Source organism: Micromonospora sp. NPDC006766, from assembly GCF_040636055.1.
Classification (GTDB): Bacteria; Actinomycetota; Actinomycetes; order Mycobacteriales; family Micromonosporaceae; genus Micromonospora.
The window spans coordinates 21,279-39,924 of record NZ_JBEYIX010000039.1 but is presented as its reverse complement, the minus strand read 5'-3'; the positions used below and the strand labels follow the sequence as shown (position 1 = coordinate 39,924).

Annotated in this window: 18 protein-coding genes; 3 read left to right on the top strand and 15 right to left on the bottom strand. The window is 70.4% G+C overall.

Translation table 11 applies throughout. The features are described 5' to 3' along the window. Positions 1-56: 56 nt before the first annotated feature. The 5 genes from fmdA to ABZ671_RS24610 form a co-directional block, all read right to left on the bottom strand. Complete coding sequence (fmdA, locus tag ABZ671_RS24630; protein ID WP_357862246.1) at positions 57-1,313, bottom strand: formamidase; 1,257 nt, start codon at positions 1,311-1,313, stop codon at positions 57-59. A 63-nt stretch (positions 1,314-1,376) separates the two neighbouring features. Further along, entirely contained in the window at positions 1,377-1,655 is a 279-nt protein-coding gene (locus tag ABZ671_RS24625) for a zinc ribbon domain-containing protein (protein ID WP_357862244.1), read from the bottom strand. A 445-nt stretch (positions 1,656-2,100) separates the two neighbouring features. Continuing rightward, positions 2,101-2,910, bottom strand: a complete 810-nt coding sequence (locus tag ABZ671_RS24620; protein WP_357862242.1) for a rod shape-determining protein — start codon at positions 2,908-2,910, stop codon at positions 2,101-2,103. Positions 2,911-3,026: 116 nt separating this feature from the next. After that, the gene (locus ABZ671_RS24615; protein ID WP_357862240.1) at positions 3,027-3,233 is read right to left on the bottom strand and encodes a hypothetical protein; all 207 of its coding nucleotides are present in this window, start codon (positions 3,231-3,233) and stop codon (positions 3,027-3,029) included. Positions 3,234-3,293: 60 nt separating this feature from the next. Next, a complete protein-coding gene (locus ABZ671_RS24610) occupies positions 3,294-3,968 on the bottom strand; it encodes a dienelactone hydrolase family protein (protein ID WP_357862278.1) in 675 nt (224 codons plus the stop codon). Between the two features lie 198 nt (positions 3,969-4,166). On the opposite strand from ABZ671_RS24610, the gene ABZ671_RS24605 reads away from it, so the two are divergent. Beyond that, on the top strand, positions 4,167-5,492 hold the full coding sequence (locus tag ABZ671_RS24605; protein ID WP_357862238.1) for an aminopeptidase P family protein: 1,326 nt from the start codon (positions 4,167-4,169) through the stop codon (positions 5,490-5,492). Between the two features lie 8 nt (positions 5,493-5,500). On the opposite strand, the gene ABZ671_RS24600 is transcribed toward ABZ671_RS24605, so the two are convergent. The 10 genes from ABZ671_RS24600 to ABZ671_RS24555 all read right to left on the bottom strand — a co-directional run bounded on the left by ABZ671_RS24600 (position 5,501) and on the right by ABZ671_RS24555 (position 15,373). Then, a complete protein-coding gene (locus ABZ671_RS24600) occupies positions 5,501-6,553 on the bottom strand; it encodes an NAD(P)-dependent alcohol dehydrogenase (protein ID WP_357862236.1) in 1,053 nt (350 codons plus the stop codon). Between the two features lie 126 nt (positions 6,554-6,679). Further along, positions 6,680-6,997 (bottom strand): MazG nucleotide pyrophosphohydrolase domain-containing protein, encoded by a 318-nt coding sequence (locus ABZ671_RS24595; RefSeq protein ID WP_357862234.1) that lies wholly within the window; start codon positions 6,995-6,997, stop codon positions 6,680-6,682. A gap of 60 nt (positions 6,998-7,057) precedes the next feature. Then, positions 7,058-8,248, bottom strand: a complete 1,191-nt coding sequence (locus ABZ671_RS24590) for a crosslink repair DNA glycosylase YcaQ family protein (RefSeq protein ID WP_357862232.1) — start codon at positions 8,246-8,248, stop codon at positions 7,058-7,060. 35 nt (positions 8,249-8,283) lie between these two features. After that, a complete protein-coding gene (locus ABZ671_RS24585; protein ID WP_357862230.1) occupies positions 8,284-9,594 on the bottom strand; it encodes a radical SAM protein in 1,311 nt (436 codons plus the stop codon). Next, positions 9,591-10,214 carry a dTMP kinase gene (locus tag ABZ671_RS24580; RefSeq protein ID WP_357862228.1) on the bottom strand — a complete coding sequence of 208 codons (624 nt, stop codon included), beginning with the start codon at positions 10,212-10,214 and terminating at the stop codon, positions 9,591-9,593. The genes ABZ671_RS24585 and ABZ671_RS24580 overlap by 4 nt, the downstream gene beginning before the upstream one ends. A gap of 104 nt (positions 10,215-10,318) precedes the next feature. Further along, positions 10,319-11,149, bottom strand: coding sequence for a hypothetical protein (locus ABZ671_RS24575; protein WP_357862226.1), 831 nt, complete (start codon positions 11,147-11,149; stop codon positions 10,319-10,321). A gap of 56 nt (positions 11,150-11,205) precedes the next feature. Then, the gene (locus ABZ671_RS24570; protein ID WP_357862224.1) at positions 11,206-11,508 is read right to left on the bottom strand and encodes a hypothetical protein; all 303 of its coding nucleotides are present in this window, start codon (positions 11,506-11,508) and stop codon (positions 11,206-11,208) included. 127 nt (positions 11,509-11,635) lie between these two features. Next, the gene (locus ABZ671_RS24565; protein WP_357862222.1) at positions 11,636-13,669 is read right to left on the bottom strand and encodes an AAA family ATPase; all 2,034 of its coding nucleotides are present in this window, start codon (positions 13,667-13,669) and stop codon (positions 11,636-11,638) included. A 133-nt stretch (positions 13,670-13,802) separates the two neighbouring features. Further along, positions 13,803-14,735 (bottom strand): hypothetical protein, encoded by a 933-nt coding sequence (locus ABZ671_RS24560; protein WP_357862220.1) that lies wholly within the window; start codon positions 14,733-14,735, stop codon positions 13,803-13,805. 71 nt (positions 14,736-14,806) lie between these two features. Further along, positions 14,807-15,373 (bottom strand): DUF4352 domain-containing protein, encoded by a 567-nt coding sequence (locus tag ABZ671_RS24555; RefSeq protein WP_357862218.1) that lies wholly within the window; start codon positions 15,371-15,373, stop codon positions 14,807-14,809. 99 nt (positions 15,374-15,472) lie between these two features. On the opposite strand from ABZ671_RS24555, the gene ABZ671_RS24550 reads away from it, so the two are divergent. Both ABZ671_RS24550 and ABZ671_RS24545 read left to right on the top strand, forming a co-directional pair. Further along, positions 15,473-17,383, top strand: coding sequence for an N-6 DNA methylase (locus ABZ671_RS24550; RefSeq protein WP_357862216.1), 1,911 nt, complete (start codon positions 15,473-15,475; stop codon positions 17,381-17,383). A gap of 396 nt (positions 17,384-17,779) precedes the next feature. Then, positions 17,780-18,520: a hypothetical protein gene (locus ABZ671_RS24545; RefSeq protein ID WP_357862214.1), complete on the top strand. Its 741-nt coding sequence runs from the start codon at positions 17,780-17,782 to the stop codon at positions 18,518-18,520. Positions 18,521-18,646 lie beyond the last annotated feature (126 nt).

The following is an 18,646-nucleotide window of genomic DNA, read 5'->3' as shown; positions in this document are numbered from 1 at the left end:
GAAGCTCCTCTGCGACCAGGGTCGCTGACGTCCCATTTTGGCGCAGCCCCAGCGGGTCAGCTCATGCTGGCCTTCGGGGCGCCGGGGCCCGGGTCGATCCGGGTGGGGCCGGCGGCGGAGGGGCGTACGTCGAAGTCGAAGATCTCGGTGGGCAGGTAGACGGTCGCGCAGGAGTTGGGGATGTCCACCACGCCCGAGAACCGGCCTTCGATCGGTGCCGCGCCGAGCAGCAGGTACGCCTGCTCGGGCTGGTAGCCGAAGCGGGTCAGGTAGTTGATGGCGTGCAGGCAGGCGCGCTGGTAGGCGAGCTGCGAGTCGAGGTAGCGCTGTTCGCCGTCGAGGGTGACGGAGATGCCGGAGAAGGCCAGCCACTGGCTGAACTGCGGCGGGGTGTTTCCCGGGAGGAAGATCGCATTCTCGGTGACGCCGTACGTCTGCATGCCGTTCTTGATGAGGTCGACGTGCAGGTCGATGAAGCCGCCCATCTCGATGCCGCCGCAGAAGGTGATCTCCCCGTCGCCCTGAGAGAAGTGCAGGTCGCCGACGGACAGGTTGGCGCCGGGCACGTACACGGGATAGAAGACCCGGCTGCCGACGGTGAAGTTCTTGATGTCCTGGTTGCCGCCGTTCTCCCTGGGGGGAGCGGTACGGGCCGCTTCGGCGGCCACCCGGTCGAACTCGGCGCCGGTGAGGGTGCCGAGGATCGCGTTCTCGGGCTCGGGTGGCAGGGCCAGTGGCGGCACCCGGTCCGGGGCGGTGGCGATCAGCGTCCCTTCGCGCTGGTTCCATTTGGCCAGCAGCGCCGCGGACGGCGCGGTGCCCATCAGCCCTGGGTGGGACATCCCGGTGAACGACACCCGGGGGATGTGCCGGGAGGTGGCCCGGTGGCCGTGGAAATCCCAGATGGCCTTGTACGCGTCGGGGAACTGGTCGGTGAGGAAGCTGCCGCCGTTGGCCTTGGCGAAGATGCCGGTGTAGCCCCAGCCCTGGCCGGACAGGGGGCCGGAGTCCTCCTGCGGGATGGGGCCCATGTCGAGGATGTCGACCATGAGCAGGTCGCCCGGCTCGGCACCCTGGACGGCGAACGGGCCACTGAGGGCGTGGACCCGCTTCAGCGGGGCGTCGCGGATGTCCTCGGCCGAGTCGTCGTTGTGGATCGCACCGTCGAACCACTCTCGGCAGTGGACGCGGAACGACTGGCCGGGTCGTACGGTCGCCACCGGCGGGATGTCGGGATGCCACCGGTTGTGCCCGACCTTCGCCTGGTCGGTGAATTTTTTGCTTGAGTCGAGGGCGAACAGCAGCTCAGGCATGACGTCCCGCCTTTCGTTCCGCCCGCGAAGGCGGGGCAGGTGGATGTGACCGCCCGGCCCCGGTCACCATCGGGGCAGGCGGGCGTGGGCGGGATTCGACGACCGGCGAGCGGGGAGGCCGCCCGGCATCCGCCGCACCACCTCCGGCGTCTCCGCGCTTCGCTCCGCCCGGTCGAGCGCCGTACGGAGTCCCGCCGGCGTGCGCGTGAGTCTCGGAGGGGTGAACGTGCGTCGGGCCGGGGCTCCACACCGTGGACAGCGCGTCGACGGGCCGGCTGTCCCGATCGGCAGCGCGACGTCGAAGCTGCCGTCCTGGCGGCAGCGGTATTCGTAGGTGGCCATCGCCGCCCTCCGTCCCAGCCTCCCGTGCGGGCGGTGTCCGGTCTACGGCGACTCGCCCTGGCCCGTCAATTGTGGGCGATTGCCGACAAAATCGGAGGAGAACGACGAATCATCCAGGCGGCCGGAGGTGGCAGGCAGCCCGGCAGCGTCCCGCCCGACCACCTCAGGCGGCGGCCCGCCGAGAACGGTGACGTGGAGTGACGAGCGGGCTTCCCGCGGCCTTCACCCACTCCGCCCTTTGCTCTGCAGCCACCCACGCAACAGTCACGGGCGGTTGCTGCTGCGTATATGGCTGCAGAGCAAAGGGCGAGCGAAGGGAAGTTGCGCGCGGCGCCTGTCTTACGGATTTTCGCTGGTCACACGGCCTGAGGTGGCAGTGGGTCCTGCGTGAAGGTGACACCCGGCACCATCACGAAGAGTGACAGATGGTGTCTGAGAGTGGCTATCACCCACAGTCATTGACGGCAGGTGAGGCGGGACCGCCGGCGAGCAGTAGCCGCAGGCCGGTGAGGGTGGCGAGCGACGGATCGGGCGGCATGGTGACCGAACGGCCGGTCAACGCTGCCAGCCGGGCGGCCGTTCCGGGGTGCATCGCGCCGCCACCGGTGAGCAGCAGCCGGCGGTTACCCATCCGGCCCGGACCGGCGTCGAGCGCGAGCCGCCGGACGCAGTCAGCGATCGCGGGCACCTGGTCGATCGGGTTGACCAGGTCGACGCGTTCGGCGGAGACGATCGCCCGGTCGGCGATCCGGGCGACCTCCGTGCGGCCGTGGCCGATGTCGACGGCCACGATGTCGCCGCCGTGCAGGTCGGCCTGGCAGGCCAGCGCCGCCGCCAACGGTTCCTCGACCGCGGTCACCCGCCCCCCGCCGGCGCGACGGACCGCGGCGACCAGCAGGTTCCTCTGGCGCAGGGTGGCGGTCGCGGGCACACCGACGAGCACCGGGGACGTGTCACCATCGGTCCGGCCAACGGCGGCGAGCAGGACCCGCAGAAGTCGTACGCAGCCGAAGAAGTCCTCGACGACACCCTGGCGTACCGGCCAGACGAGATTGGCGCCGCCGGTCCGCGCGAGGTCGAGCGCCGCCCGCCCCACCGGTTGCCGGCCACTTCTGCCATGGGTGATCACTGCGGGTTCGCTGAGGACCGTGTCGGAGGCCGCGGCCCAGACACGGACCGCCGACGTGCCCAGGTCGAGCGCGACGGGCCACCGGACACCCGGCCGGGCGTGGGTGCCGGCGGCCACCCTGGTCACCGCCCCTCGTTCCAGGGCAGGACCGGTGGGTACGTGTGATCACGCGAGGTGGGCATGGTGCTCCAGGCCGGTGAGCCAGCGCCAGGGGGCGTGCGCTGGTGAGGGGTGGGCGGACGTCAGGCGGTGACCGAGACCCGTGGGGGAGCGCGGTCGGCCGACCAGGCCGCCACACATCCGGGTACGGCCCGCCGCGCCAGGCGGAACACGATGCACAGCCCCACGGCCCGTGCGGTGGCCAGAACCACGACGAGGAAGGCCAGCACGAACAGCGCCGACACCGACAGTTTCTGATCGGTGCGACGGACACCGTGCCGGGCCTGCATCCGGCCACCATAGCCCGGCCTCTCGGACGTGGGGCTGATCGGGGACGCTGTGCTCGATCGTTACCGCAGGAACGCGGTGATGCGCGCCCAGGCCTCGGCGGCGGCCTCGGCGTGCCCGGCCCGGCCGAAGTGGTCCCACTCGATGAAGCCGTGCGGCTGGCCGGGGAAGACCACGATGTCGTGCGGCGTGTTCGCTGCGGCCAGGTGTGTGGCGAGGGCCTTGTGCACGGTGTCGGGCACCTCGGTGTCGGCCCCGCCGAACAGGCCGAGCACCGGTACCCGGATCCTGGACGCGAAGTCCTCGGGCAGCGCCGGTGACACACCCACCTGCCCCACGTACGGGCAGATTCCGATGACGCCGGCCAGGCCGAGGTCGGCGGTACCGGCGTACAGCGCGTTGGTTCCGCCGATGCAGAAGCCGGCCGCGTAGACCGGCCCGTCCCCGGTTTCCCGCAGGTACGCCAGTGCCGCCGTCAGGTCCGCCAGCATGAGCTCGCGGTCGAAGGTCTCGCTGACCGTGGGGTCGTACTCCTCGTCGCGGGCTGCGGGCCCCAGTGCCCGGCCGTAGTAGTCGATGACCAGCACGTCGGCTCCGGTACGGGCGAACCGGCGGGCCAGGTCGCGAAATGGCGAGCGCAACCCGGCGACGTCCGGCAGGAGCACCAGCCGGGCGCCGGTGGGTTCGTCGGCCCGGGCCAGGTAGGCGCCGAAGCAGGAACCATCGGCCGACGTCAGCTCGATCTAGGGCTCGGTGGCAGCGGAGGCGGGGGCATTACCGTCGAGGCACATGCCCAGACCGTATCGACGCGGTCAACATCATTGCGTCGCCCACGAACCGGCTCGCTTCGCCCGCTCGGGCGCCCTCGACACCTCCCGGTAAGGTGTGCCATTGCACTGACCCTGATCAGGGACAACACAGAAGGAGTGTCACCGTTGCGTGAGGGCAAGCCGCCGAAGCTGTCCGAGATCCCGGGGTTCGTGGCGTACATGAACACGGGCTGGGGCGTGCCAGACCGCACTCCACCGGTTGTCCCCGGCGCCGTCGAGGCGGCCGCCGCCCACCGGGCCCGGCTGGCCGAGGCGCTCCCCGGCCGGACCATCGTGCTGGCGGCGGGGGAGGCGCCCGTACGCAGCAACGACATGACGTACGACTTCCGCCCGGACAGCGACTTCCTCTGGGTGACGGGCTGCGCGGTCCAGAACGCCGTGGTGGTGCTGCGGGACGGCGAGCCGACCCTCTACCTGCCGCCGCCCGCCACGCCCGGCAACGCCGGCTTCTGGTCCGACGCCCGTTACGGCGAGCTGTGGGTCGGGGCCGAGCCCGGGCTGGCCGAGTGGGCGCGGGCGCTGGGCGTCGAGGTCCGTCCGCTGTCGGAGCTCACCGAGGAGGTGACCCGGGACGAGGAGGTGGGCCGCACCCTCGCCGAGTTGCGCATGTACAAGGACGAGTGGGAGATCGGGCAGCTCCGCGAGGCCGTGGACCGTACGGTCGAGGGCTTCGCCGAGGTGGTCCGCGAGATTCCCACCGCGGTCGCGGGGCCCGGTGAGCGGTGGCTGCAGGGCACCTTCGACCGGTACGCCCGCGCGTACGGCAACGGCCCCGGCTACGCCACGATCGTCGGCAGCGGCCAGCACGCACCCACCCTGCACTGGTGGCGCTGCGACGGCCCGGTGCTGCCGGACGAGTTGCTCCTGCTCGACATGGGCGTCGAGGTCACCAGCTGTTACACGGCCGACGTCACCCGCACGTTCCCCGCCTCCGGGCGGTTCACTCCCGTCCAGCGGCAGGTGCACGACCTGGTGGAGCAGGCCCACCGGGCCGGGCTGGCGGCGGTGGGTCCCGGCCGCCGGTGGACCGATTTCCACCACGCGTCGATGGAGGTGATCGCACAGGGCCTGGCGGACTGGGGACTGTTGCCGGTCTCCGTGGACGAGGCGCTCTCCGACACCGGCCAGCACCATCGGCGCTACCTGGTGTGCGGGGTCGGCCATCACCTGGGGTTGGACGTGCACGACTGCGGCCGGGCGACACCGGAGGCGTATCAGGGCGCGGTCATGGCGCCCGGCATGGTGCTCACGGTCGAACCCGGGTTGTATTTCCATGCGCACGATCTGACCGTGCCGCCGGAGCTGCGCGGTATCGGCGTACGGATCGAGGACGACCTCATGGTTACGCCCGACGGCATGGAGGTGCTCTCCGACGCGCTGCCGCTGGACGCCGACGGCCTGGAGAAGTGGATGGCTGCTCGATCGGCATAGTGGTATCGCTATTGCTGCCCGGCTGGCGCGACCACGGCGCGGCCGGTGAGCTCGCCGGCCTCGAGCCGGCGGTAGGCCTCGAGGGCGTCGTCGAGGGCGAACACCTCGATCTGTGGGGCGATCTTCCCGGCCCGGTACAGGTCGACCACCTCGTACAGCTCTTCGATCGTGCCCCAGTAGGTGTTCGTGATCTCGGCCTCGTACGGCACGCCGTAGAAGTTCCAGGAGTAGGTGCCGTTACCGATGCCGACGACCGTGACCCGGCCCTGCACGGCGACGACCGACATGGCGAGCGCGATGGTGGGGTTGACGCCGACGAAATCGAAGACCGCGTGGACGCCCCGGCCACCGGTCAGGTCGCGGATGGCCGCGGCCTGTGCCGGCCCACCGGGCACGGTCACCGCTCCGCTGGCCTCGGCCCGGGCCATGGCAGCCGGGTTCATGTCGGTGGCGATGACGGTGGCGCCGGTGATGGCGGTGAGGATCTGCACCGCGACCTGTCCGAGGCCGCCGAGGCCGATGACCAGAGCATGCCGGCCGCCGCCCGCCAGCGCCGGCAGTGACTTCTTGATCGCGTGGTACGGCGTCAGGCCGGCGTCCGCGAGCGGCGCTGCGGCGACGGGGTCGGCCTCGCCCAGCGGGACGAGGTTGCGTGCCGGCACCGCCAGGTACTCCGCCATCCCGCCGTTCCGGCCCAGGCCCGCGGCGAGGTAGGGCATGGTGGCGGCGTTTTCGCAGTAGGTGTCCTGGCCGCGGGAACACGCGCGGCAGTGGCCGCAGCCAATCGGCCCGTAGACGAGGTACGCGTCGCCCACCGTGAAGCCGTCAACGCCGGACCCCAGCTCCGCGATCCATCCGGCGTTCTCGTGCCCGAGCACGAAGGGTGGGCGTAGTTGTGGTGGGCCGAACTCCCTGTCGAACTCGCGGTAGACCGCGACGTCGGAGTGGCAGGCTCCGGCTCCGGCAACCTTGAGCAGCACCTCGCCGGGCCCGGGCGTCGGACGGTCGACCTCCTTCAGCACCGGTGTGGATTTGTACTGATCGAAGACGACTGCTCGCACGGGTCACCCCTTCTCCGCTTCGGCCACCCCAGATCAAATTACCGCGAAACACCCCAAAGTAAGGACGTTTCGCGGTGCTCGGATGGTGACCGTCACGGGCCGGCGACCACGGCGGCGAGGTTGGCTCTACCGCCACGTGCGTTGCTCGTTGTGTTGTTCCTTCCGGCGCAGGGCATCGCTCAGGTCGATGCCGTAACGGTTGGCGACCGCGCAGAGGAAGATGAGGACGTCAGCCAACTCCTCGTCAACCGTGCCGACGATGGACGTGCTGCTGATGGGAAGCTGTTGATGCTTGCGGACCGCCTTGAACAGCTCACCGACCTCTTCGCCAAGCATGAGGCATTGATCAATCACCGTGCGGTCGGTAAATCCGCGCTGTTTCTCCATGTCGGCGACATAACGCTGAAGGTTGGCCAGCGTGGTGGTGGGGGAGAGTGGTTGCATCGGCCAGCTCCGCGAGGACAGTCAGGTGTCGTGGACGCTACCAGCCGTACAGGGTGTCGGTCAGGGAGCGAGTGGCGTGTCGTCCGGCTGCTGTGGTCGTGATCCTTGGCGCAGCGCCGCGGTGACGCGTTCGGCTGCGCGGCGGATACCTGCCCGGTCTGCTGGGCTTGTGTGGCCGCGGAAGAGGGTGTGGGTCACGGCCCGAACGCGGGTGTCCCAACTCCAGACGCCCACGACGCGGCCAGCGAGAAGGATGGTGGGTAGGGCCTCGCCGATCTGGTTGAAGGCAGCTCGCTGGTCGAGCAGGCCCAGGTATCGGGTGCGGGTCTCCGCGTAGGCCTTGAGAGCGACGTCCTCGTGGGCGAGCAAGACCGGTTCGGCCGGTGGTGGTTCCCCAGAGCTGATCTGCTCGAATTCCCTGAACCGGTGACGGAACATGTACAGCGGTGCCGGGGCCCATGGGGTGTGCAACGCGATGAGTGGTTGGCCGATCCGGTCGAGAGCCGCAATTATCCGGGTGCGGGACAGCCCAGACCACCAGGTGACGTCGCGCAGCGAGGCCGGGCCGTAGCGATCGAAGTATTCGGCGACGAGCTGCTCGGTGGCTGTGGCCCGGTCGAGGTTCATGTCGAGCTGGGGGTGGACGGTGGCGGTGAGAGCGAACGTGCGAAGTTCCCGGTTCCAACTGGAGCTTCGATTGCGGTAGGTGAACAAGCCTCGTTCCCAGCCGAGTTTGAGTGCCAAGCGGACGGCGACAACGGTGGTGACGCCGGTAGCGAGACGCTCCTCGATCTGGCGCGGTGTTAGGCGACCATGCTCGGTGAGGAGCGCTTGGATGGCCCGGGCCGTCCGCGCGATGAGTGGAGTGGACAGGTCAGCGTTGAGGATTTGCCGCAGCGCATCGCGTTCTCGGTAGTGCAGGGTCGCCGCGTGGGCCACCGCCGCCAGGTTGAGCGGGAGAGTGTGCAGCGTCTTCCGCATGCACCGGACCGTGGTCACCACCTGATGGGTGGCCGGGTGCCACAGGCGCAACGCGATCTCCGGCGTCCGAGCCCGTGCCAGCACTGTGGCGAACGGAGACGACAACCGGGCGGCATGCAACCCCAGGGTGGCGTCGACGATGTCCGGCACGGTGGCGTATCGGTCGCTGGACCCTACGCCTTGGCGGCGTAGCACCCACTGCCAGAGCCGATCGGCCTCTGACGAGTTGAGGCGATGGGTGGCCGTGACTCCTGCTGGCACCTCGCGCACCCACCGAAGCTAACACGGGTCTGCCCGCACAGCGGCTAAGCTTGCCGCCCCCAGCGTTGTTCGACGAAGTCTCGCAGTAGCTCGTACGATCGTTGCGTCTCTTCCCACTGCGCGTTGGTCCCCCACCAGTGCCGATTGTTGTGGTGAATGTGGAACTTCACCCACTCGCCGTCCCAGTCGGGCTGCAGGTGAATGCCGCGTATGCCGTGACTGGCGGCCTGGTCATACACCTGCGTCCCCGGCAGCGGAACGAATCGAAACAGCGACACCCGGGACAGCGCCGGTTCCAATTCGGCCAGTAAGGAGATGGTCTCCTCGGTGCTGGCCAAGGTTTCGCCCGGATAGCCATGGATGACGAACACCTTGGCGGCTATTCCCGCCTCAACAGTCGCTCGGACCGCCCGGCGGATCTGCTCGCGGGTGGTGTTCTTCCGCATCGCCTTGAGCAGGTGCTCGCTGCCGGACTCCATGCCGTACTTGATCTCGATGCACCCGGCGGCGGCCATCTTGGCCAGCAGCGGACCGTCAACGGTGTCGACCCGGGACAGCGCGGACCAGCGCATGCCCAGGTCAGCGATGGAGTCACAGATGTCACCCACCTTGCGCTTGTTGACAACGAAGTTGTCATCCACGATCGCAAAGCCTTGGATCCCGTAGGCCTCGATGAGGTGGATCAACTCGCGTCGGGCGCTGGCCCCGCTGCGGTATTGGATCCGCGTCTGCCCCGCCGCGCAGAAGGAACACGGGAAAGGGCATCCCCGGCTGAACATGACGTGCGCCATCCGCAAGTCCGTGCCGGCCAACCGGTCGGTGAGGATCAGATCGTCGGCCGGCAACAGGGACCGGGCCGGTAGCGGCAACTGGTCAATGTCGCGCAGCAGGGGGCGGACGGGCTCCCGCCGCAGCTCGTCGCCATGGCGCCAGAGAACCCCCGCTACCCCGTCGAAGCGCTTTTCTGCTGCGTGGGAGAGCACCTCGAGGATGCTCTCCTCCGACTCGCCTATGGCAGCGACGTCGGCTCGGAAGTCCGTCAGACTCATCTCGGGATAGAAGTTGCAGTGCACACCGCCGACCATGATCAGCGCGCCGGCTCGGATGCGAGCAGCATTGCGGGCCGCCAGCATCATCCCGTACGTGGCGGACGAGGCAAGCGAAAAGCCGACGGCATCGCAGTCGGACAGGTCGGGCTCGGTGTCCTCCGGCGTGACTTTGACAACGCGTACGCGGTGCTCCGCCTCTTGCAGGACTGCGGCCAGATAGAGCACGCCGAACGGCGGGAACTCCTTGCGCCCCTCTCGGAAGCGCGCCATGTCATACACCTCTGGATAGAGCAGTCCGACCTTCACCGCCCAGCCTCCTCGTGCGCCAGAATCAGCTCAACCAGGTCGTCGGCCACGGCCGGGGCGGTGGCGACGCCTATCTCGTGTGTGATCGCTGGGCACCCGCCGCGCCGTAACTCCTCGACGACCGCCTCGTACGCGGTGCGCTCACGGTCGTTGGCTCGCGGATCGGGTGTGTGAAAACGGCTGTAGAGACCCCGGGCCGTGGCCCTCGCGGCGCACACCTGCGGATCACCGCATAGGACGACCGTCAGACCGGCCGGCGGCAAGCCCCGGTAGATCGCCCGCACCAGATCGGGCGCCACACCGTCGAGCGGATCCAACACCAGCGAAGACGCCAGATATCGGTCGCACACCACAATGGCGCCATCGGCTACGGCCGGACGAACGACCGTACGTTCGTGGTGATAGCGGTCGGCTGCCACCAGCAGGGTCAGTTCCAACCCTCGTAAATCGGCGGTTCCGCCACGGGCCATCGTGCCGATCTTGGAGGTGGACGGGGTTCGGGTGAGCAATGTTTTCCGGCCGAGGCGCTGAAGTCCTTCGCACACGAGTCGAGCGGCGGTGCTCTTGCCGACTCCGCTCTGACCTTCGAGGGCGACGACGAACCCTGACCGGACACCCATTTACCAAGGGTCACCCGATCGATACATTTTGTGAAGACGGCTCAGGGTTCTGAAGTGTCAACCAACCGACACCCGCCCCCTCCTGATACCTGCTGCGGCCAGCGTCAGCCGGGTGCGGGCGCGTGGGGCTGGGCGTGCCGGGCGAGGGCCACCGCACCAGTGACAGCGAGCACGAAGCCCAGCACCGCCACCGGCGCGAACCCGGGCCGGACCTGGTCGCCGAGCAGTAACCAACCGACCAACGCCGGCGCCACCGTTTGTCCCACGATGGTCGACGCCGAGGCGACCGTCACCGATCCGCGTTGCAGGGCCGCGGCGTACAGCAACAGCCCGTTCAGGCCGGCGATCACCAACGCGTAGGTGATCGGATTGGTCGCGAGGCCATCCACCGAGCCGATCCGGCCGAGCAGCCGGGCGCCGAGGGCCGCGGAACCGAAGGACAGCCCGGCCAGCAGCCCCGGCAACGCGGGACTTCGCATCCGAGGGCTGCCCAGATAGCTGCCGACGGCCAACGTGACCACCGCCCCGAGCAGCCACCAACCGGCCACCCTCGGCATCGCCGACGGCGGCCCGATGACGGCCGAAATCACCAGCAGCACCAGCCCGATGACCACCCCGCCGATCGCGACCGCGTCCTGCGCCGACAGTTTGACCCGCAGCACCAGCATGGCCAGGAACGCGACGATGCTGAGGTTCGCCGCCCCCACCGCCTGGACCGCGAACAGCGGTACGCTCCGCAGAGCGGTGAAGGTGAGCCCGGACGATGCCCCGTCCAACGCCAGTCCCGCCGCGTACGGCCCGCTTCGCAGCAACCGGTACAGCAGCCGAGGATCAAGGTGCGCGGTTGTCGCGATCCGACGCGCCCCGATCGACTGCAGGGTCGCGGCGGTGGCACTGCAGAACGCGGCGCCGAGCGCCAGCACGAAGCCAAACATGATCGGCCCCCCCGGGTCGTCGCTGCCGGAAACAGTCGGCAGGAGGGACTACCCGTCTACGCGCCGGAATCGCGGGGACCAGGACTTTGTGGCGTTCTGGTGCCTTCATCCCGTCGGCGGGCCGCAGCGAGCAGTTGGCGGAGGGAGTCCCGCGACCGGCCTGTCGCGATGGCCAGCGCCCCGAGCGGATCGCCGTGCCCGCGACCGGACAGGTCCTCGAAGACGGCCAGCAGGTCCGCCTCGAAGCCGGCGGCGGTCGCACCCCGGGCCTGGGCCAGCTCGGCGAGCCGGCCCTCGATGTAGCGGCGCACCATCACCTCGTACGCCCCGACGCTGGGCAGCTCGTGGTAGTCGGCCACGAGGTCGTCGACCTGCCCTCGTCCCTGCGGAACAGCTCAACAGGCCGATCGGCGTGGTCGCGATGGTTTCGGGACATGCACCTCTCCTACCGTTCGAATTCCGTTCCCTGCTCGCGTACGTAGCCGATCACTGGCCGGGCCGCAGGGTCACCACCGACCGCTCGGCCCGGGCCACCGCCACGATGCGGGCGGCACCCAGGCCGAGCCGGCCGAGCGCGTCGGGCAGCCGGGTGTCGTGGGTGAACACCACCAGCTGCCGCTGTTCGGCCAGCTCGGCGAGGACCCGCGCCAACCCGTCCACCTTGGCCGGGTCCATGCTCTGCACCGGGTCGTCGACCACGATGAACCGGAACGGGCTCTCCGGCGCGCAGCCGCGCGGCAGGAACGTCGCCAACCCGAGGGCGTGCATCTCGCCCTGGCTCAGCACGCCGAGCGCGGTGCCGTTGTCGACGCCGTCCACGCTGACCGGGATCACCACTCGCCGTCGGGTGTTCGTACCCTGCAGGGTCAGCGCGCCCAGCTCGACGTTGCTCTCCTGCCGCAGCTGCGCCCAGATCCGCTGCGAGTGTTCCGCGAACGGGGCCACCCGCTGGTCGCGCAGCCGCTCCCCGGTCGCCCGCAGCCACGCCCGCGCCGCCCGCACCCGGGCCAGGGCGCGTTCCCGCTCCGGCAGCAGCCCGGCCGCCGCGACCCAGGCCCGCAGCTGGTCGGCCGCCGCCCGCCAGCCGGTGTCGCGCTCGCGCAGCAGAGCCTTCGCGTACGCCTGCGCGGCCTGCGCCGCCGCGAGCACCGCCGGGTACCGGGCGGTCAGGTGCGCGGCCAGCTCCTCCGGCCCGCCCGGCGCCAGCCGCAGCGCGGCCACGGCATCGTGCAGCCCGTCGACCGGCACTCCGACGGCGGTGCCGTCGGGCACGTCCAGGTCGTCGATCAGGTAGTGCGCCCGCTGCAGCAGCGCGGTCAGCCGGGCGGCGGCGGCCTGCGCGGCGAGCGTACGGTCGCGCAGCTCCGCCAGGGACGCGGCGGCGTCGGCCCGCCAGCCGACGTCGAGGCGGCCGGTCGGGCAGACCGGGCACGACCCGTCCCCTTTGTCGTCGTGGTGTTCGATGGCCAGCCGCAGCAGCTCGGCGCTGCGCAGCGACGCCCGCGACCGGCCGCCGTCGTGCCGGCGTGCCTGCGCGGCGGCCTCCCGCAGCTGCCCGGCGAGGCGGGTCACCTCGGCGGCGTCGGGCAGCTGCATCGTCACCAGCCGCCGGCACAGCAGCACCGCCTGGTCGGCGGTCCGCTCGTCCGGTTCGTCGAGGATCGCCGCCAACGCCGCCAGGTCGGGGCGGGTCACGTGCAACGCCGCCGCCCGCCGCGCCCGGTCGTCCGGCACCTCGGCGAGGGTGGCGGCGAGGGCGGCGCGCTGTGCGCGTACCTCTTTGATGGCCGCGTCGACGGGCCGCGCGGCGGCCAGCAGCCGGCGGTCGGCGTCGGTGATCGCCTCCAAGCCCAGGATCGCGCAGAGCGCGTCGAACAGTTGACTCTGCGTGCCGGCGGTGAGCCGGCCCAGCTCGGCGGCGGTGAGGAACGGCCGGTACAGCTGCAGCGGCCGGGTCAGACCCAGCTCGGCGAGCTCCTGGTGGCCGCCGTCCGCGCTGGTGACGTTCACCTCGGCCGCGCCCAGCTTCGCCCCGGACGGCCACGAGCGGACCACCCGGATCGGCGTGGCCTGCCCGTCGACCCGCAGTTCGACGGCGATCCGGCACGGGTCACCGGCGTGCAGGTTGCGCCACCCGGTACGCCACACACTGGTGCGGTCGGCCCAGCGGGCGCTGTCCCCGGTCAGGGCCAGCTCCACCGCCTCGGCGAAGCTGGATTTGCCGGAGCCGTTGCGGCCGACCACCACGGTCAGCCCCGGCCCGGGTTCGACGGTGAGGGTGCGTTCCGGGCCGACGCCGCGGAAACCGGCGACGGTGACCGACGAGAGCCAGATCCGCTCCCGCGGCTGGTCCGCCGCCGTGCGCTGCGGCTTCGGGGCGGTCGGCTTGCCGGCGAGCGCCGCGTCCAGGTCGGCCTCGCCGCGCAGTGCGGCGAGGACCACCTCGGCGGTGTCATCGGGTACGCGGTCGGCGGCGAGCCGCTCGAAGATCAGCTCGACCAGGGGTTCGATGCGGGTCATGTGGTGACCTCCGCTTGATGCGGGCCTGCTGGCGGTGGCGGTGCGACGGCTTCCAGTAGCTGGCTCTGTCCTGGCGTGTTGGCACGCGCCTGGTGAGCCCCGGCGACGCTGTGGAGCTGATGTCGCAAACGGATCAGGCGGGCGTGATGGTCCAGTTGCCATCCGCGGTGATCTGCACGAGGGCGGGCGCCGACAGTGGGCGTACGCCCGAGTAGCCGCCAATCTCGTTGACCAGCAGGCCACCTTCTCCGGTCTCGAGCGAGTAGGCGTAGACGACGAAGTTGGCCGTACCCCGACGGTGGGTGATCTTGGCGGCGGTGGCGTCGCCCCCGAGCACCAGCACGTCGTCGCCCTTCCCGGAAGCCTTCCCGGTCGGGAACTTGCCGGCGAGTTGGGCGACGGTGCCGATGGTCAACGTCCAGGACCCGGACGCCATGATCTCGAACTGGGTGGTCAGCGAACCATCTTCCAGATTGATCCAGCGTTTGCCGCTGTACGAGCCGATCTCGTTGACGAGGAGGCCGTCTCCGTCGCTCTTCAGCACCGTGTTGCTGGTGCACTTGCAGGTGAATTTCACGACGGCCAGGTCGGTCAGGTCGGGGATCCGCACCAGATCGTCGCCGCGTCCCTTGATCACCTTCGGCTTGGGGGCGGGCGGGGCGGTGGTGGGTGCCGGTTCCGTCGTGGCAGGGGCAGCCGAGGTGGGCGCGGCAGCGGTCGGTGCGGCGGTCGTCGGTGCGGCGGTGGTGGGCGGGGCGTCGCTCGGGCTGGCCGACTTGGCGGCGATGGATTGCGGCTGGGCGTCGTTGGCGTCGCTGAACGCGTTGACGACCGCGCCGCAGCAGCACAGGGCGACGACGAGGGCGATCCCGCCGACGAGCCAGGCGCGAGCGGTGGAGCGCTTGCCCCTAGCGGCCGGACCGGGCGGGCCGGCGGGCGTGGCACCCTGGTACTGAGCGGCGGGCGGGGGAGCGCCGGCGCCAGGCGGGATCGGCGACGGCTGCGGCGGTACGCCGGCCTGGTGAGGGAGATGATCAGGCGGCATCTGGCTGGTCGGGTCGGTCATGACGATCTCCTCTGTGAACAGTCGAGGCAGGCGGAGCGGGCGGTGGCGCCCGCCCCGGGACGAGTGGTTGATCAGTTCAGGGAGACCGTCACGCCGCCGGAGAACGGCGAGTCGTGCAGCTTGAGCTTGGTGAGCTTGACGTTCTTCGGGATGTCGAAGACGACCACGCCGGTGATCTGGTTGCCGGGGTTGATGTCGTTGAGGAACGTCTCGGCGTTCTTGTTGGCGTAGAGCGAGGCGCTGCTGTCCGAGGAGTACTCGGTGCCGTCGGCGGCGTACGCCTTCTGGCTGCTGTCGGAGAACATCTGCGCCTTCTTGCCGATGTTCTTGACGTTGATCGTGACGAGGCAGAACTGGCCCTGCGCCTTCGCGCCGAGCATGTCGTTGCCGACCTTGGCGACGCCGCACTTGGCCGATTTCACCGTGAACTCGAACTTCCCGTCCCGGGCCGGATCGCCGATCTTCGCGGTCTTCGGCTTGTCGTCGGCCTTGGCGCCCCCAGCGTCGGCCTTGGCGCCGCCGCCGTCGGCCTTGACGGTGCCGGCCTTGCCGTCGGCGCTCTCGTCGCTGCTGCCGGCGCCGCAGCCCAGCGCGACGAGGGCGGTGGCGATCAAAGCGACGGTCGTGGTCTTGCGCATCGTTTTCCTCCTGCTGTGAACGTAGCGGCGTCAATGAGAGCATCACCCGTGAACGCTGTCAACAGACATGATGCTTGACGGGTATGACACACTCCGGAGGTGCAGGAGACACCGACCATCACGGCAGCGGAGATCGCCCGGCTCGCCGGGGTCGGCCGCGCCGCAGTCAGCAACTGGCGCAAACGCCACACCGACTTCCCCACCCCCGTGGGCGGCACCACGGCCAGCCCCGAATTCGACCTGACCCAGGTCGAACAGTGGCTACGCGCCCAGGGCAAACTCCCCGAGCTCGCCACCGCCGAGCGGCTGTGGCGACGCCTCGCCGCCGCCAGCGAATCCCCGGCCGCCGGCCTCGCCGCCGTCGGCGCCCTGCTGCTGGCCCGGCAACGCGGCCAACACCCCCACCGACCCGCCGACCCGCACCTCACACCGCTGCTGCCCGACCTCGACGCGCTCGCCGACGAACTCGGCCCGCAGGGCGCGTTCGACGAGCTGTGGCAACGCTTCTCCACACCCGGGCCGGGCCGCCCGTTCGCCACCCCCGACGACCTCGCTGACCTCATGGTCGCCATCGCCGCCGTCGGCGGCGGCTCCGTCCTCGACCCGGCCACCGGCTCCGGCGCCACCCTGCGCGCCGCCGTCCGCGCCGGCTGCACCTCCGCGTACGGGCAGGAACTCGACGAGGACCTCGCCCGCCTCGCCGGGCTGTGGCTCGCCCTGCGCGAGGTGCCCGGGGAGGTCTGCACCGGTGACTCCCTGCGCGCCGACGCGTTCACCGGCCGCACCGTCGACGCCGTCGTCTGCCACCCTCCGTTCGGCGTCACCAACTGGGGCGACGACGAACTCGGCCACGACCCACGCTGGATCGTCGGCACCACCCCACGCACCGAGCCGGAACTCGCCTGGGCCCAGCACGCCCTGGCCCACCTGCGGATTGGCGGGCAGGCCGTACTGCTGATGCCACCCACCGTCGCCAGCCGCCGCGCCGGCCGCCGCATCCGCGCCGAACTGCTGCGCCGCGGCGCCCTGCGCGCCGTCATCGCGCTTCCACCCGGGGCAGCCGCGCCACACGGCGTACCCCTGCATCTGTGGGTGCTGCGGCGGCCCGCGCCCGACACGCCGCCACCAGCGCGGACGCTGCTGGTCGACGCCGCCGGCGGCGACCTCGCCGAGACCGGCCCGCGGATCCTCGCAGCCTGGCGGGCGCTGACCACGGACGCCGAGGTCGAGGAGGCCGGTTTTGCCCGCGCGGTCCCGGTCATCGAACTGCTCGACGAGGACGTCGACCTCACCCCCGCCCGCCGGCAACCCGCCGTCGCGGGCGCGACCGGAGAACATCTGGTACGCACCAGAGAGCGCCTCGCCGCCGTCGTCAACGATCTGCCGGCGCTGATGCCGCAGGTCACGCCCGTGCCGGACGGCCCGGACGGGCAGTTCCTGACGGTGGGGGAGCTGGCCCGGGTCGGCGCTCTGCACCTGCTCGGCCCGATCCGCGCCGCGTCCAGCGAGGTGGGCGAGCCGTCAGCCGGAGGGCCGCCGGTGCTGACCGTGCAGGACGTGTTGAGCGGCGAAGGGCCCTCCGGGCGGGACGACGGCAAGCTCGGCCAGGAGATCCGACTCGCCGTCGGCGACGTGGTGGTGCCGATGATCGCCCGGCAGCTCACCGCCCGGGTCGTCACCACCGAGGGGGCACTGCTCGGGCGCAACCTCTATCTGCTGCGACCCAACCCGGCGGCCCTGGACCCGTGGTACCTCGCCGGGCAACTGCGCACCTCGGCCAACGAGAAGCAGGCATCGAGCCTGTCCGGCACGCTGCGCTTCGACATCCGGCGGGCGCAGGTGCGCCGGCTGCCACTGGATGAGCAACGGGCGAACGGGGAGGCGTTCCAGCGGCTCGACGCGTTCGAAGCCGCGGTGCGGCAGGCGGCGTCGCTGGGAGCCGAGCTCGTCCAGCTCACCGCCGACGGGTTGGCCCGGGGGGCGGTCCGCCCCGACGAGCAGAAGCGGTGAGGTCAGACTTCCAGGAGCTGCAGTCCTCGCCAAGCACGACATGGATCTGGTCGGGTCGCGGGGTGATGACTCCCGCCTGGTTGGCCAGCGCCACCCAGGCGGTGTGACCAGCACCGAGCTGGCCGGTGTGCCCCAGGCTGCCAATGGTCGGGGTTGTTGGTTAGCGGTCCATAGTGGTCTCTAGTCATCCCAGCCCGGCGCAGCCAGTACCACGTCCTCGCCTCATTGCCGCGGACCGTTCGGGAAGCGCACCGTCTGGGCTGCCCGGCACGGAGTGGCGCCTGCGGATCCCCAGGCTCTGACACCTCTCCGCGATTGAGGATTCGGCGAGAAGCTAGCGAGAGGCTGCCGAGATGCTTGCGCCAGTGCATCGGCGCTCGAACTGGGGGAGATCCGATGGACCAGACTCTGACGGCGCAATCACGAGGGAGAGGCATGTTCTACAGAATCCTGCGGGGCGGGGTGGCAGCGGCAGTCGTCTTGGGCAGCCTGCTGTTCCCCGCTGCGGCTCACGCCACTCCGGCTCCAGCCGTTGTGACGGATGCCGGTTTCACGGCGGTGCCCAAGCCGACGCTGGTTCCGGTCGGCTCCGGCAGGCCGGAGCTGGAAAGCCAGCGGCAAGCCACGACGGAGCTGGCAGCGGCAGTGTCGGGGAAGGCCATGGCGGCGGCCCAGGTGCATCCGGAACCGTGCTGGGTGAACGTCTCGTTCAGGCGGTACGGCCTGATCAAGTACGTTTCGATGGAGTCGAGCTACACCGGCGACCGGCAGTACGAGCTCAGGGCGCGATCCGGCTCGGTCGGTCCCTGGGAGCTGTTCACCCTCTGCCGCGACCAGGTCAGCAAGGTCACCACCATCCGTTCGCAGAGCAACTGGAACTACGTGTCGGTTGAGGAGGCATACAAGGGCACGATCTACGCCATGCTCCGGGCCCGGACGGGCGAGATCAACCTCGGGCCGTGGGAGATCTTCTACACCGACATCAACCCGGGGCAGGGCTACTGCGGCCAGATCAAGGCGAATTCCAATGGACTGTTCGTCGCGGCGGAGGAGGACTACACGGGCGCATCGCAGGGCATGCTCCGCGCCCGCACGCCGGGATCACAGATCGGCACCTGGGAGACCTTCTGCTACTGAGCTGACGTGACCGGGGTCCGGGCCGGGTGGTCCGGGCCCCGCAGCAGCCACTGTCCTGCCGTTCCACATTTTGACAGCGCCCAACGACACTGTCGTATGTCCATATACGATTGCCCCCGCATTCCG